Source organism: Streptococcus sp. F2 (assembly GCF_056500955.1).
The window spans coordinates 68,020-84,250 of record NZ_JBWKAI010000002.1; the positions used below are offsets into that span (position 1 = coordinate 68,020).

Genomic DNA, 16,231 nt, shown 5'->3' on the forward strand with positions numbered 1-16,231 from the left:
ATATGACTCAAGAACAATTACTTGAAATGTTGCGGGCAAGATTGCCACGTGACCAGATTCTTTTGGAATCCTTTTTACGCTATCAAGCAGTCCATTTTGATGAGGATTGGGATAGCCTTATCCAAAATTTTACATCCCAAAGAGGAGTAGTCACCTCACCTGTTCAAGTGGTTCGCTTTGAAACAGAAGTTTCTGCTTTTGTAGAGGCAAGCCCCTTTGACGAGGCAACAGACCTAAGCAGCTACACACAGACCTTTGGTCAGGCTGGCTTAAAGAAGTTACCTCAGTTAAATAGTGATGAGAAAGCCTTGGTGATTGAGGTAGCCCTCTTTAACCTAGCCACTCGCTTTCAGCTCTTAGACCAAGAAGGCGCCTATCAGTCCATTTCGGTAGCTTCTCTTTTGGATAAAAGCAAAGCTGCTAATTTGGTTAATGTCTACCGAGTGGCTAATAATTTGTCTGACCGTATTAGCCGTGATATTGAACAATTTCTTCTCACTTATGAACCTGAACTAATAAGCACCCAGGAAACGGTAGAGGAAAGAGAGGGTGCAGCTGAAGAAAAAGTAGTTCCAGAACCTCCTCAAGACATCACCTTTCGTGAAGAAGGGGGTATCGTCATTGCAAGTCTTGAGGAAGATTTATCACAACTCGATTTACGAACAGGGCAAACAGAACATTTATCGGCTTATGAACATCTAAACTTGTCCCAAAAATTTGAAATATTAAGTCACTTTGACCAAGTGCGAAATAGCCGTCCAAAACTACCAAACTTGAGACGTGGGGAGTTTGACCATGAAATGGAAATGACGCCAATCTATGCGGGCAATGAGCTATTAAGCTATTTAGAAGCAGATGGGACAGCCTATGACTTACAACGTCCTATAACACCTCAAGAAGAAGTAATCTTAACTGAAATGGGTCAAACCATTTTGGCTGAAAATACCGAAAAACTGACTCGTTTAGGGATAGACTTAGCTGACGTTGATGAGCAGCAACGTGGGATACTGATAGATGCTGCAGGGCGTTTTCATTTGAAGAATGCGGACCTAGCCTTATTAGGGGGCTATCCTAAAGCAACCGTTACTCAATTAGCCCTTGCGACAGAATTACTTCAGATGGGATTGTCACACGATAAAGTAGAATTTTTCTTGACCAGTCAGCTAGACTTAGAAGAAGCAAGGTCCATTGCCTACGCCTTCTTACATGAAGACCTCACTCTTGAAGAAGCTAGAACCTTTGAAAGAGCCAAACAGTCCCAACTAGATATATCTTTTAGAGAATGGCGGGAACACCTATCGCAAACAGAACCTGAAATCATTGAGACTCAAGAAAAACTACCAAATCCTATCGTAGAAGAAGCCCTTAAACGCTACCCGATTGATTCTAGAGTGACTTATAAGGGGCAAGAGTTTCAGGTAATGGCCATTGAGGAGTCAGGCGTTAATAACTTGATACGGGTTGAACTACAAAATGACTTCACAGATGTGATTGAGCAAAATCCAGTTCTTTTCTTACGGACATTAGAAGACATCACTCAAGCTCTTCATGTTCCTTCTGTCGAAGAAAAAGAGGAAGTGGAAGAACCTAGCCAAGAATTAGACCTCTTATCTTTTATGGATATGGAAGAATCTCAAGAGCCGGTTTCTCAAGTGACAACATCTCTATCATCAAATAAGAGAGAGGCTAAACAAGAAGAAGCATTGTCAGAAGATGAGTTGGAACCAGAAGTCACTGAGACGCCCCCGACCACTGATTTTCACTTCCCAGAAGATCTAACAGACTTTTACCCTAAGACAACAAGAGATAAGGTTGAAACCAACGTGGCTGCTGTTCGTTTGGTGAAAAGTCTTGAATCTGAACACCGTCAAGCCACACCTAGTGAACAAGAACTCCTTGCCAAATACGTGGGCTGGGGAGGCTTAGCTAACGAGTTCTTTGACGAGTACAACCCAAAGTTTTCTAAGGAACGTGAGGAATTAAAAACGCTAGTCACCGATAAAGAGTATTCAGACATGAAACAATCTTCTCTGACTGCCTATTACACGGATCCCACTCTTATTCGTCAGATGTGGGAGAAGTTAGAACGTGATGGCTTTACAGGTGGTAAAATTCTTGACCCGTCTATGGGAACAGGGAATTTCTTTGCGGCAATGCCTAAACACCTGAGAGAAAATAGTGAGTTGTATGGTGTAGAGCTAGACACGATTACAGGGGCTATTGCCAAACACCTTCATCCAAATAGCCATATTGAAGTAAAGGGCTTTGAGACTGTTGCCTTTAATGACAATAGTTTTGATTTGGTTCTCTCAAATGTGCCTTTTGCCAATATCAGGATTGCGGATAGTCGCTATGACAAACCCTATATGATTCATGATTATTTTGTTAAAAAATCCCTTGATTTGGCGCATGACGGTGGGCAAGTGGCTATTATTTCCTCCACAGGAACCATGGATAAACGGACAGAAAACATTCTCCAGGACATTCGTGAGACGACTGATTTTCTCGGTGGTGTGCGTTTACCAGATAGCGCCTTTAAGGCCATTGCAGGCACCAATGTCACAACGGACATGTTGTTCTTCCAGAAGCATATGGATAAGGGATATGTGGCAGATTATTTAGCTTTTTCAGGTTCTATTCGCTATGACAAGGATGATCGTATTTGGCTGAATCCTTACTTTGATGGGGACTACAATAGTCAGGTTCTTGGGACCTATGAGGTAAGAAACTTTAACGGTGGGACACTGTCTGTTAAAGGAACTTCTGATAATTTGCTAGCAGATGTTCAGACTGCTCTTAAACAGGTTAAAGCGCCTAGAACTGTTGACCCTTCTGATATCTTCATTAGTCCTAATGTGATAAAAAGACAGGTTATTGATACCTCGATTCCTTCTGACATCAGAGAAAGCTTAGAACAGTATAGCTTTGGCTATAAAGATTCTACGGTTTACTACCGTGATCATAAGGGCATTCGTGTAGGGACAAAAACTGAGGAGATTAGCTACTATGTGGACGAAGAGGGTAACTTTAAGGATTGGGATACCAAGCATTCTCAAAAACAGATTGACCGTTTTAATGCTTTAGAGGTGACTGATAGCACCGCTCTTGATGTGTATGTGACAGAAGAAGCCGCTAAACGTGGACAATTTAAGGGCTACTTCAAAAAGACTGTTTTCTATGAAGCTCCCTTGTCTGAGAAAGAAGTAGCACGGATTAAAGGGATGATTGATATTCGGAACGCCTACCAAGAGGTGATTGCTATACAGCGCTACTATAACTATGACAAAGACGAGTTCAATCACTTGTTAGGAAAGCTCAATCGCACCTATGATAGTTTTGTGAAACGCTTTGGCTATGTAAATAGTGCCGTAAACCGTAACCTCTTTGATAGTGATGATAAGTATTCGCTCCTTGCGAGTTTAGAAGATGAAAGTCTTGATCCAAGTGGGAAGACAGTTATCTATACCAAGTCACTTGCCTTTGAAAAAGCCTTGGTTCGTCCTGAAAAGGAAGTGATGGCAGTTTCTTCTTCCCTTGACGCTCTCAATTCTAGTCTAGCAGATGGTCGTGGGGTCGATTTGGATTACATGATGTCTATTTATCAGACGGATTCTAAAGCGTCTTTGATTGAGGAATTAGGAGACGCTATTATTCCAGACCCAGAACGCTATCTAAACGATAGGGAAGTGGTCTATGTGTCTCGGCAGGACTTCTTATCAGGAGATGTGGTGACTAAGTTAGAGGTTGTGGACTTACTCATTAAAGCAGACAACTCTGATTTTCCTTGGGTCTATTATCAAAGTCTCTTAGAAGACGTGAAACCACCACGTGTGACCTTAGCTGATATTGATTATCGGATTGGCTCACGTTGGATTCCTCTAGCCGTTTATGGTAAATTTGCCCAAGAAACCTTTATGGGACAAACTTTTGACCTGACTGACCAAGAAGTATCAACTGTTCTTGAAGTCAGTCCGATTGATGGGACAATGTCTTACCAATCCAAGTTTGCCTTTAGGTATTCTACCGCAACGGATAGAAGTTTAGGTGTGCCTGGGTCACGCTATGATAGTGGCCGAAAAATCTTTGAAAACCTACTTAATTCCAATCAACCAACCATCACCAAACAAGTGGAAGATGGGGATAAGAAAAAGCATGTGACGGACGTGGAGAAGACAACGGTTCTTCGTGCAAAGGAAACACAACTTCAAGAACTCTTCCAAGATTTTGTGGCTAGTTACCCAGAGGTGCAACAGATGATTGAAGAGACCTATAATAGCCTTTATAATCGTACAGTCTCAAAAGTTTATGATGGCAGCCATTTAACCATTGATGGGCTTGCCCAGAATATTTCCTTACGCTCTCACCAAAAGAATGCTATTCAACGCATTGTGGAAGAAAAACGAGCGCTTCTAGCTCATGAAGTGGGTTCAGGTAAGACCTTAACCATGCTTGGAGCAGGCTTCAAATTGAAGGAGCTCGGTATGGTGCATAAGCCTCTTTATGTGGTGCCATCAAGTCTGACCGCTCAGTTTGGCCAAGAAATCATGAAGTTCTTCCCAACCAAGAATGTCTATGTGACGACCAAGAAAGATTTTGCGAAAGCCAAACGCAAGCAGTTTGTCTCACGGATTATCACAGGGGACTACGATGCCATTGTCATTGGGGATTCCCAGTTTGAGAAAATTCCCATGAGTCATGAAAAGCAAGTGACCTATATTCAAGATAAGTTACAACAACTTCGTGACATCAAGCAAGGTAGTGATAGTGATTATACTGTTAAAGAAGCAGAGCGTTCCATTAAGGGCTTAGAGCACCAATTGGAAGAACTTCAAAAGTTGGAACGTGATACCTTTATTGAATTTGAAAACCTTGGGATTGACTTCCTCTTTGTGGACGAAGCTCACCATTTTAAGAATATCAGACCCATTACAGGCCTTGGGAATGTCGCAGGGATTACCAACACGACTTCTAAAAAGAACGTGGATATGGAGATGAAAGTCAGACAGGTTCAAGGAGAACACGACTATCGTAATGTGGTCTTTGCGACAGGAACACCAGTCTCTAACTCTATTAGTGAACTCTATACCATGATGAGCTATATTCAACCCGATGTCTTAGAACGCTATCAATTCTCTAATTTTGATTCATGGGTAGGGGCTTTTGGGAATATCGAAAATTCTATGGAACTTGCCCCAACAGGGGATAAATACCAACCCAAGAAACGCTTTAAGAAGTTTGTAAACCTGCCTGAACTCATGCGGATTTATAAGGAAACAGCTGATATTCAGACCTCAGATATGCTTGATTTACCTGTACCTGAAGCTAAAGTTATTGCGGTGGAGAGCGAATTGACGGAAGCTCAGAAATACTACCTTGAAGAGTTGGTTGACCGTTCAGACGCTATCAAGTCTGGCAGCGTTGACCCTAGTGTCGATAACATGTTAAAGATAACTGGGGAAGCTAGAAAACTAGCTATTGACATGCGTCTCATTGACCCAGCCTATACCTTATCGGACAATCAGAAGATTCTTCAAGTAGTGGACAATGTGGAACGCATTTACCGTGAGGGTGAGCTTGATAAGGCTACCCAGATGATTTTCTCTGATATTGGTACCCCTAAAAGCAAGGAAGAAGGGTTTGATGTTTACAATGAATTGAAAGACCTCTTAGTGGATAGAGGGATTCCCAAAGAAGCAATTGCCTTTGTCCATGACGCTAATACGGATGAGAAAAAGAACTCTCTATCACGCAAGGTCAATAGTGGGGAAGTCAGGATTCTTATGGCTTCAACGGAAAAAGGTGGAACAGGTTTAAACGTGCAATCACGCATGAAAGCTGTCCACCACTTAGATGTTCCCTGGCGTCCCTCTGATATTGTGCAGCGAAACGGTAGGTTAATTCGTCAAGGCAATATGCACCAAGAGGTAGATATTTACCATTACATTACGAAAGGGAGCTTCGACAACTACCTCTGGCAAACTCAGGAGAATAAACTCAAATATATCACGCAAATCATGACCTCTAAAGATCCTGTACGGTCGGCAGAAGACATTGATGAACAAACCATGACTGCTTCAGATTTTAAGGCTTTAGCAACTGGTAATCCTTATCTCAAACTGAAAATGGAACTAGAGAATGAGTTGACGGTATTGGACAATCAGAAGCGTGCCTTTAATCGCTCCAAAGATGAGTATCGCCATACCATTTCTTACTGTGAGCAGAACCTCCCTGTATTAGAGAAACGCCTTAGCCAATATGACCGTGATATTGCCCAATCCTTAGCAACTAAGTCACAAGATTTTATCATGCGGTTTGACAATCAAATGATGGATAACCGTGCAGAAGCTGGAGACTATCTACGTAAACTCATTACCTACAACCGTTCGGAAACCAAAGAAGTAAGAACGCTTGCGACCTTTAGAGGGTTTGAGCTTAAAATGGCAACCAGAAGTCCTAGTGAGCCCTTACCAGATATGGTGGCTTTAACCATTTCAGGCAGCAACCAGTATTCTGTCTCTTTAGACTTGAAATCAGACGTGGGAACGATTCAACGCATTACTAATGCCATTGACCATATCCTAGAAGACCAAGAAAAGACAGAAGAAATGGCTAACAATTTGAAAGATAAGCTATCAGTCGCAAGGGTTGAAGTGGAAAAGGTCTTTCCTAAAGAAGAGGATTATCAGCTGGTTAAAGCCAAATATGACATCCTTGCCCCTTTGGTTGAACAAGAAGCAGAGGTTGAGGAAATTGATGCAGCCCTAGCTAAGTTCAATGAAACGATCCAACCGCAACAGGACCAACAACTTTCGCTTGATTTTTAAGAAAAAGGCTGACAAAAAATAATGAACGCGGTAAAATGACATTAAGAAATCATCAAAGGAGAATTGATTATGATCCAGACAGTAGAAGATATACGTTACCAATTAGAAGAATGGTTAGCACAAGGTTTTACAAGCTCCGAAGACCGAGCTAACTATCAAGTCCTAAAGGAACAATATGAAGATGAAACCCTTGATTACAGCTTTTCAAAGCGAGAAATCATTGGTCAATTAGAGGTAATTATCACGACTCGTGAGAATGACTTTCCAGACTTAGATGAAATGACTAAAGGAGAGTATCTAGACCTGGTTGAACAACTTGATAATATAGACAAGGGACAGGCAGATTATTATCGTAAGCAATTAGCGTAGAAAGAGGTACAGATATGATTGAACAAATTATTCAAAGTCTTTTCATTATTGCAGTAACAGGGCTGATTTTACTTGTCCTTTACCAGATTGCGAAGATGCTTGGAAGCTTATTTGTCATTGGTTTAATCGGATTTTTAGCTTTCACAGAAGTCTATGGGATTTACCTCTTTTTTACAGAACGATACCTCTATGTGGAAGATTTAGCCACCAATGGTATTTTGAGCTTTACCACTTTCTATATTATTTTTAATCTTTTACTTGTCTTTGGACTTGTTAGAAAAGTTGTTAGAAGTCGGATGGCATGACATAATGGGATTACCTAAGTTAGGTAGTCCTTTTCTATAGATTATTTTTGAAACGAACTCGTAATAGTGATTGTGTGCCTTCTATATATCAGGTATAATCATTATTGATTAGAAAAAAGAAGAGGTGTTTTGCTTGCTTGAAAAATTAATCCTATATTTCCCAATAATTATTTTTGTACTGTCCTATATAATGAAGTTTTTTTGGCTTAGATTTTCAATTTTTATAGATGAATTAATTTCAGGTGTTAAAATCAAAATTTTTTCCCATATATTATTTTGGTCAATTGTGAGTTATATTTATTGGGTATGCAATCAATATGAGATTTTATTATTTCAAACTAGCGATAACAATTTAGATTTATTATCACTATTTTCTCTAGTCTTGACAATATGGGCAAGTTTTGGAGTTTATGTCGGTTTTCTACAATTCATGGCTGGGTATGATAATAAAGAGAATGGAACCTACTTAGGCTATCAAAAAATGGATTTTTTGACAAAAAGCAATGTTTGGTACCATTTAACAAATAGTTGGGAATTCTTTGGTTCATTATTACTATCAATTGTTCTTCCTCTCATGGTTAAAGTCAACTTATCAGTTGCTATTCACTATCAATATATTTGGCAGTCTGTAGTTGGGTTCCTACTGATTTTATTTATTTTTCTTTTGAAGTTTAGTTTAAAAGTCGCAAAAATAACCATATTTATTAACAAAAAAACAGATGGAGGTCTGAAAGAAGTTATTAAATCGGATATTGAAAATAGATATAATAAATACTTTAATAAATTAATCAAGCAAAAATTTTCCTACGGAGCAAGGAAGAGTTATTTTAGACAAGTCAAGATGGATTTGTCTAATATTGACAATAACACAGACAAAATTATATTTTTAAAAGTTATTTACTTAAAAATTATAGATACTGAACTTCTTGACAAATTTGAAGATAGAGATATCGTCAATTATAAGTACTTTATAAAAGAGAAATACGATTTAATATCTAATATTGATTTTAAAGATGACAAATTGATTTCTTTTGCTATTACTTTATTTAAATTAGATGCTCAAATATTTGATAAATTGATTAAAAAGGATACACGCTGGATAGAGAGTGAATGTATCTTTGAATCCATGGGTGGTATTTTTAATAAGAAACCTATTCTAGATGTAGAGTGTAACCATAAAATCAAACGATTATCACTTAATTCGTATGAATTTAGTGAGATTAATAATATACATATTTACATGTTTAAAAAAATATCGAAAATGGCTAAAAATAAACAATCAATTTCTCAGATGGTACACCTAATTCAGGAAAAGATTTCTCAAAATAATATTAGGGAAAATTATTGGGAAACGGATAGCCCAGGCGGTGCATTTATTTTTGAAAAAACAATCTCTACTTCTAATCTCCGAATTTCTAAAAGTTGTTATGAGGAAATCGAAAAGATAGATGTATTTTATTCATCATACTATTCCGAGATTAAATATAAATCTGATAGTAATAATATATATATTTCTTTGTATCCAAATATACTTAAAATTGAATTCCATTTTAAAGACGGAAGACAGTATTATATTAAACGTAATGAGATTAGAGACTATTATGATGAATATGAAGAAAATGCTTGGAATATTCTTTTTGATAAATTTAGAGATTCGGATAATCTATCAGATGTATTTCTTCCTAATTTAAGAGAACCTGAAATTATATTAGGTTCTTTTGGAGATAGTGATGAAGTAACCATCCGAGACTATGATAATAAGATTGGTTATTCCAAAACTTGCTTCAAGTACCTAACTGATCACTTTGAATATATCGATAACAATAACTCACAATTTACGAATTTGTTAGAAATGGTAAAAACCATGTCTGCTGATTATCGTGGAGCATTTGCTTTGTACCAATTGCTTTATCCAGAAAATTCGAATTGGGATTCGAGTGTTGAAAGTTACATAGAGATTCTATCAGAAGTTTTACCACCAAGAAAAGAAGAGAGAGAAAAAATCTATAATGATATGGTTTCAATAATCAATGAGATTAAATATGGTAAGAGTCTTGGTTCGGAAGTTCTTGGAAAGGTATTTAAGACAAGAGATATTGAACTGATTGATGATGAGTTTTTGAAAGATTTCAAAGGGATTCCTAAATTAAAACTCATAGTAGTTCAAAGTATATTGTCTACCAATACATATGGTTTTAGAAGAGTGGAGTTGCAAGACGGATGGGAAAAACAAGATTTAGTTGAACAATACATAAGAGGGCTTTCTATAACCCCTAAATTATTTCCTAGCTACACTGATGATAATAAGACTTTGAATTCATCTATGAGTGAGTTTTTATTGAAGAATATGGAGTTACTAAACTCTTATGATTTTGGACAGTTACCTTTAAGTTCAATTTTGTTGTTCGAAAAACTTTTACATTGGAAGTGGTGGGGAGATAATAAGCACGATGAACAAGAATTTATGGTTAATCTTATAAAAGAAGAAGTTGAATATAGATTGAGTGGTTATAAGTATAGCCTCGATGGGTCTTTATTGAAATTTTTCACTTTAAAATTGACAGAAGGTCAAGGAAATCAATATTTAAGAATTGTTAATGATAAAGATTTTAAAAAAGAATTTAAGTTTGCTTTACTTAATCATCTTAATAGAAATCAATTGACACTAGATACGTATTTAGATGGAATTGCTGATGAACTTAAAAAATATGATAGTGTAATGATTGGTATTTATGAAAAAGAATTAATTAAAAAAGAGGTAGAAAAAATAATTTTTGAAAATTATTTATCACTTGAATAGTTGCTATTATAAAATATAGACTTCATAATAATAATTATTGGATTACCTAAATTAGGTAATCCTTTTTGTTTGTGATAACTTTTTCAAGTCCATCTTGTTATGATGGTGCTATCTTATGAAAAAGGAGGTAGCACTAGTGATGTTAAACAAAATGAAGGCTCGGTTACTCATTGGCTTCGGTGGTCTAGCAGTCACCAGCTTTGTGGTGATGATGGGCTATACTATTGGTTCTCAGTCTGTAACCAATCATACACAGAAACAAATTCAGACTGAGGCTCATAAACTGTTGACCAAAGAGAAAGAAAAGGAAAAAGGAAATGTCCTTTCTGATGAATTGGTCAAGGAATTTCTCACGCAATACTATACAAAGGAAAAGTTAGGCGAGAACAACAACCGTATCAAGCCCTATATGACAGATTCTGCCTTTAAGGAAGAGGTATCTCGTCAAGAAGATTCCATTAACCAAGTCTATAAAGACTATATGTTGGATTATCGCTTTGAGTCTGCCAATATCTATGTCAATACAGAAGAAAATGAAGCTTTTGCGGAAGTGTCTTATCAGGTTGTTTACGTGTCAGATGTCAGTGATAAGGCTCAGAGAAGTACACAGACAGAAACAAGAACTCTTAAATTATCTTATGCCAAATTGTCAGATAAACTCCTTGTCAATCAGGTAACCATTTGGAATGGGAAACTAGAAGATTTAAAAGAAACTTCTGAGGGAGTTAACTCAAGCATTCCAAAGATTCAAGGCACTACTACAAGTGAGACCAACTAGCAGGAGTTACTCTTCTGCTTTTTTTGATAGGGAGATGAGATGACAAGAATTGAAGCAGTGAAACAAAAGGCAATTCTAGAGGTGGCAGAAAGTCTAGGCTATTCTTTTAAACGACTATCAGGGCAAGTCTATGAACATCCAGAACACGATTCTTTTAGGATTTTTGCGGATACCAATACTTTTAAATGGTTTTCACGTGACATCCAGGGAGATGTGATTGATTTCGTTCAGTTAATGACAGGAGTGTCTTTTAAAGAAGCCATGTTGTACCTTGAAACTGGAGACTTTGAACAAGCTAAGGTAGTCGAAGAGACCTATCAACCCTTTCGTTATTATCTAAGGGAAGAACCATTTGACCAAGCACGGATATATCTGAATGACATTCGTGGTTTAAGTGACAAGACTATAAATGCTTTTGGCAGACAAGGTCTATTAGCACAGGCTCATTACCAGACAAAGATCTTTCAGGAATCAGTCCTTGTCTTTAAGAGTTACAATCATCATGGACAACTAGAGGGGGCAAGTCTTCAAGGGCTTGTCAAAAATGATCAGAGACATGATCGAGGCTATCTTAAAAAAATTATGAAAGACTCTCATGGATATGTGGGAATGAGCTTTGATATTGGAAAACCGAAACGCCTTATCTTTTGTGAATCGGTGATTGATATGATGAGTTATTATCAACTCCATCAGAAGCAGTTATCAGATGTGCGTTTAGTTTCTATGGAGGGCTTAAAACTCTCTGTGATTGCTTATCAGACCCTACGATTAGCAGCTGAGGAACAAGGCAAACTTGAGTTTTTAGATACTGTAAAACCAAGTCGATTAACGCATTACCTTCATGCTATACAAGAGACGACTACCTTCTTTCAGACGCACCCAGGCTTATTAACCTTAGCTGTTGATAATGATGAAGCAGGGCGAGACTTTTGTCAGAAATTATCTGAGAAAGGACTTCCCATTGAAACAGACTTACCACCATTACAGGAACTGGAAACTAAAGCAGATTGGAATGATGTTGTGAAAGGTCATAGTAATCATTCTCTAAAGGACGTGATACAATTTGCCAAGTTACAAGTTATCCGAAACAATCCTCCGCCTAGAAAAAATACCGCTTTAGAGTTGTGATAACAAAATCAAGTTTCTTAGCTTAATCTAGAAAGTGATAAGGAGGACACCCTATGAGTGTGATTGAACGCCTAGCCGAAAGAGTAGCTAGGCAAGAGGAAAAAGTTGCGAAAGAAACGGAAAAATTAGAAACCTATCGCAGTCAATTACAAACAGCGATGTATCAAGCCTTTATCAAACGCCAACAAAATAGTCCCTGGACATTTGATGAAGCATTGACGCAAGCCTTTGGCCAAGATGAACAAGAACTCAAACCATCAGATAATAGAAATGAGGAATAACACATGACAAAAGATTGGACCTTTGACCAACCACTAGATGATAACACACCGACATCTTCCACAGAAGAACGTGCGAAAATTGCGGCACTATTTCATAAAGAAAACCAAGAGAGCGTAGAAGACGTTGACTATGTGGCAGCCTTTGAAATGGAACAACAAAAATCTAAAAATCAGATGGCTCCACAGCAAAAAACTCAAGATCAATCCATACCAGAAGATAAGCCCTCCTCAACCATTACCAGTGACTACAAGCAACATCTAGCTGATGTGATGGCTCAGAATAATGAAGACATTCGTCAAAGTCAGAAGAAAATCGAAGAGCTGCACCAGTTGATTGATGACAAAAATAAGCAAAATAAGAAATTACAAGCCATTTCAGCAGCTATTGATGACTTATAAGTACGGGCAGTCCTTACAAGGGCTGCTTTTTATAAGGAGATAAGATGAGGTTATTCCAAAAGCAAAGACACAACCAAGATAGTTTTAAATGTCTCATTCATCGCTTATCAGGAATGTCTGAAGCTGACTTACATAAGGTCAACCAATTATTAGATGTCGTTTTTGACGCTACACGTCAAACTATCGAAGATGAAAAAAAGTCTCCTGAAATATTGCTAAAGGAGCCTATATTAGATGAGACCATAACTGAAGCTAAGAATAAATTGAAGACTGAGCAACTTGAAAAGCGGATAGAGCAGTTTAGGCAGGCGAAGAAACCTAAAAATGAGTAAAAAAGATTAGGCATTGTGATGAAGGCCTAATCTTTTTGTCTGATGCTTGTTGTTCGCTGATACACATATTTTTTTGTCAATTTACTATCATTTAGGTTTTCTATGTCAAAGATAAAATAATGATCACGATTGTCTTTAGCATTTTCTTTATTGAGCTTGAAATAGTTTTTAGCAGATTTCGCCATTGCTAACATGATATCATCTGTTAGAAAAGTCAGTGGTGTATCAAGTGCTGAGTAGCGATAGAAGTCACTTTCAAATTTACGGTAATTTTCACTGAAGTAGTCCATCTGTAATTCGTTTTTATAAAAGTCAAGCTGATTCATGGTAGACCTCCTCAACTAATGTGATGGGCATAATATCTTCTAAAGCGATAGCGATATGTCCGTCATTGGTTTTTAGAATGACTTCATTTGTTGATAGTGTCGGAATGGTTCCGTTAATAGTTTGATAGTCATTTTTCTGTTTTCTAGTCAGCTGTATGGTCAATTGATTAGCGTAACTCTGACTGAGTAACATTAATTTTTGATTCAGCGATAGGTCAGAAAGGTAGCTGACTTGCTTATCATCATCTGATAAGGCAGAGGTATGTTCCGATAAAAAGAACCCCATCCACTTTTGCATGTTAACGTCTTGATAGTCTCTTGCGGATTGAAATGGTAAGTATGATCGGTCAATCATTGTAATCCCTCCAAGACACCTGCTGAGTGGCCTCCTATTAGTTTACTTCTTGCAATATTCCTGGAACTGTCTAAGAGGGCAGTTCCTTTTTGAACCGCTAAAAAACCGAATTGGTCTCTAATATGGTCAATAGTTTGTTGTAACTTTTCTTCTTTTTCGGTTGCTTCGATATCATCAAATAATGAGATTAAGGCATAGTTTTCATCGACAAATCCTGAGTAATTGACTGCAATACCCCGAACGGCTCCTGACGTGTATTTTTTACGAAAAAGCGTTAATACGGTATCGGTAAGCAGTCGTGTATGATTAGTAGGTTCTATCTTCATTTGAGCGTTGATTGGCTGTTTCATTTCTGTTTTAGAGTAGGTCACAAAGATGGAAACAATAGTAGCTTTCTGATGTTCTCGCCTCATTCGGATGGCAACTTGTTCAGCCATTTCACTAAGAACAATCTCAATATCACGCTGCTTGACATAGTCACGAGGTAGCACCTGAGAGTTGCCAAGCCTGTGTGATTTTGGTTTATAGGGTTGATGAACATTACTCTCGTCAACACCATTAGCATGAAACCACAACTGTACCCCAACCTTTCCAAATTCTTTTTTCAATAGGTCTGGATTACTATTGGCAAGTTCCTTGATAGAGGTAATCCCTAGTTTGTGAAGGCGTTTCTCGGTTCTAGAACCAATTCCCCAAAAACCAGTTAGATGAGGGATTGACCAGACTTTTGTTTCTACATCTTCGTAGGACCAATTGGCACGCATGGTAGGTGTACGCTTGGCTTCATTGTCTAGAGCGAGTTTGGCCAATAATGGGTTAGCGTTACTCATACCAATGGTAGAATAGATACCAGTCTTTTTCCAGATATCATGTTGTAGTTTGGCAGAGACCACGTCTAATTTTGCCTTTCTATCCATCTGTTTATCATTCACAAAGTAATTGAGCGAGGAGCTTAAATCAATAAATCCTTCATCAATGGAGTAGGGGAGAATATCTTCAGGGGCAGCATAATCTTGGAAAATGTGTTGAATGTCAATATTCTTTTCGATATAGCGTTCCATACGTGGAGGGACAATAAGCGTTCGCTTAGCCCAATGTTCAATATAGGAAACATAGCGTGGTGATGTATCTAAGCCTTGACGTTTGGCATTATAGTAGTCAAATTTTCTTGTGGTGATATCAAAAGGCAAATCGTAGGCACGTCCGACATTATTTTTTCCAAAGACTTTTTTGAACATGGGAGAAGAAGCTAAAATTAAGCCTCCAGCGTTATCTGCTCGACTCATGACACAGAGAGAGGTATGGAGGGGATTCAATCCTCTATCCACACATTCAACCGAAGCATAGAATGATTTCATATCAACGAAAGCTATATCAGACTGAGGTTCTTTTGAATAATCGATATAGCCCATCATCTTAACCTCTTTTTAGTGCTTCTAATTGTTCCATGAGTTCTTGAATATGATCAGTAATATCATACTCTTTGAGATAGGGTGTAAAATAGATACGGTTGTCTCTGAGATAAATCATTTCTTTAATATTGACTGACATATTTAAGCTCCTATAACAGGCATAAAGTGACTTACGACAAGTCCCACGATACGAGGATTGTCTTCATAAGGAATCCATTTATCCTGGTAGTTATCGTTGAGGGATACCATTCTAAAGCCATGTTCTTCTCGATAAAGTTTTTTGATATAGACAGAATCATTCCAGGATAGGGCGTAGACTGCACCATCGTAATCAAACCCACTAGCACGGATAAGAGCTACTTCGCCATCAAGATAGATGGGTTCCATAGAGTCTCCTTTAATCCAAGCAGCAATATCATAACCATACTGTTCTGCCTCAGCATAGACGATCTCTGTCTCGTATTCATCAAAGAGTGATTCCCCAAGACCAGCAGAAAGTGAAACATCAGATAATACTTCCACAGCAAACAATGGAGTAACATTATCATGTGATTCTTGCTCTTGAAGCAATCCTTCTGCATACTCATCAACCTTTCCTTGATTTTCTGAAGAGAGTTGGAGATAGGTATTCACAATCTTGTATTCCGATTCAAAATAGGTTGTTGGAACATCAAGTATTCTTGCAAGGGCAGAAAGATTTTTTTGATTAGGAACAGATTTACCAGATTCCCATTTATTGTATGAAGCTCTATTGATTTTTAACAGATTAGCTAACTCTGATTGAGAATACTGCTTTTCCATTCTAAGTTCTTTAAGACGGCTACCAGAAAACATAAATCAAAACCTCTGTTGCTTTATTATGCAACAATTATATCAAAATATTTTCAAGATGCAAGTAGTAGAGCTTTTTTAACACGAAATG

At 37.8% G+C, this 16,231-nt stretch carries 14 protein-coding genes; 9 read left to right on the top strand and 5 right to left on the bottom strand.

From position 1 onward, the window contains the following. The first annotated feature begins 2 nt into the window (after positions 1 to 2). From ACYTR8_RS01315 to ACYTR8_RS01355, 9 genes are all read left to right on the top strand, one after another. Positions 3 to 6,824 carry a DEAD/DEAH box helicase family protein gene (locus tag ACYTR8_RS01315; RefSeq protein WP_479641525.1) on the top strand — a complete coding sequence of 2,274 codons (6,822 nt, stop codon included), beginning with the start codon at positions 3 to 5 and terminating at the stop codon, positions 6,822 to 6,824. A 69-nt stretch (positions 6,825 to 6,893) separates the two neighbouring features. Further along, positions 6,894 to 7,193 (top strand): DUF5962 family protein, encoded by a 300-nt coding sequence (locus tag ACYTR8_RS01320; protein ID WP_479641526.1) that lies wholly within the window; start codon positions 6,894 to 6,896, stop codon positions 7,191 to 7,193. Between the two features lie 14 nt (positions 7,194 to 7,207). Then, on the top strand, positions 7,208 to 7,498 hold the full coding sequence (locus ACYTR8_RS01325; protein ID WP_479641527.1) for a DUF5966 family protein: 291 nt from the start codon (positions 7,208 to 7,210) through the stop codon (positions 7,496 to 7,498). 124 nt (positions 7,499 to 7,622) lie between these two features. Beyond that, a complete protein-coding gene (locus tag ACYTR8_RS01330) occupies positions 7,623 to 10,298 on the top strand; it encodes a hypothetical protein (protein ID WP_479641528.1) in 2,676 nt (891 codons plus the stop codon). A 139-nt stretch (positions 10,299 to 10,437) separates the two neighbouring features. Further along, positions 10,438 to 11,076 (top strand): peptidylprolyl isomerase, encoded by a 639-nt coding sequence (locus ACYTR8_RS01335; protein WP_439944076.1) that lies wholly within the window; start codon positions 10,438 to 10,440, stop codon positions 11,074 to 11,076. A gap of 39 nt (positions 11,077 to 11,115) precedes the next feature. Next, positions 11,116 to 12,204 (top strand): DNA primase, encoded by a 1,089-nt coding sequence (locus ACYTR8_RS01340; RefSeq protein WP_479641529.1) that lies wholly within the window; start codon positions 11,116 to 11,118, stop codon positions 12,202 to 12,204. A gap of 53 nt (positions 12,205 to 12,257) precedes the next feature. Beyond that, positions 12,258 to 12,485 (top strand): DUF5965 family protein, encoded by a 228-nt coding sequence (locus ACYTR8_RS01345; RefSeq protein WP_010730311.1) that lies wholly within the window; start codon positions 12,258 to 12,260, stop codon positions 12,483 to 12,485. Positions 12,486 to 12,488: 3 nt separating this feature from the next. Beyond that, positions 12,489 to 12,884 (top strand): DUF5945 family protein, encoded by a 396-nt coding sequence (locus ACYTR8_RS01350; RefSeq protein ID WP_479641530.1) that lies wholly within the window; start codon positions 12,489 to 12,491, stop codon positions 12,882 to 12,884. Between the two features lie 44 nt (positions 12,885 to 12,928). Continuing rightward, positions 12,929 to 13,216: a hypothetical protein gene (locus tag ACYTR8_RS01355; RefSeq protein WP_479641531.1), complete on the top strand. Its 288-nt coding sequence runs from the start codon at positions 12,929 to 12,931 to the stop codon at positions 13,214 to 13,216. A 26-nt stretch (positions 13,217 to 13,242) separates the two neighbouring features. On the opposite strand, the gene ACYTR8_RS01360 is transcribed toward ACYTR8_RS01355, so the two are convergent. Genes ACYTR8_RS01360 through ACYTR8_RS01380 form a run of 5 tightly spaced genes read right to left on the bottom strand, consistent with a single transcriptional unit; the run spans position 13,243 to position 16,143 of the window. After that, positions 13,243 to 13,542 carry a DUF5960 family protein gene (locus tag ACYTR8_RS01360; RefSeq protein WP_001072431.1) on the bottom strand — a complete coding sequence of 100 codons (300 nt, stop codon included), beginning with the start codon at positions 13,540 to 13,542 and terminating at the stop codon, positions 13,243 to 13,245. After that, entirely contained in the window at positions 13,529 to 13,897 is a 369-nt protein-coding gene (locus tag ACYTR8_RS01365; protein WP_479641532.1) for a hypothetical protein, read from the bottom strand. The genes ACYTR8_RS01360 and ACYTR8_RS01365 overlap by 14 nt, the downstream gene beginning before the upstream one ends. Further along, the gene (locus ACYTR8_RS01370; protein WP_479641560.1) at positions 13,894 to 15,309 is read right to left on the bottom strand and encodes a Y-family DNA polymerase; all 1,416 of its coding nucleotides are present in this window, start codon (positions 15,307 to 15,309) and stop codon (positions 13,894 to 13,896) included. The genes ACYTR8_RS01365 and ACYTR8_RS01370 overlap by 4 nt, the downstream gene beginning before the upstream one ends. A gap of 4 nt (positions 15,310 to 15,313) precedes the next feature. Then, entirely contained in the window at positions 15,314 to 15,448 is a 135-nt protein-coding gene (locus ACYTR8_RS01375; RefSeq protein WP_479641533.1) for a hypothetical protein, read from the bottom strand. A gap of 2 nt (positions 15,449 to 15,450) precedes the next feature. Continuing rightward, positions 15,451 to 16,143 (bottom strand): helix-turn-helix domain-containing protein, encoded by a 693-nt coding sequence (locus ACYTR8_RS01380; protein ID WP_479641534.1) that lies wholly within the window; start codon positions 16,141 to 16,143, stop codon positions 15,451 to 15,453. Positions 16,144 to 16,231 lie beyond the last annotated feature (88 nt).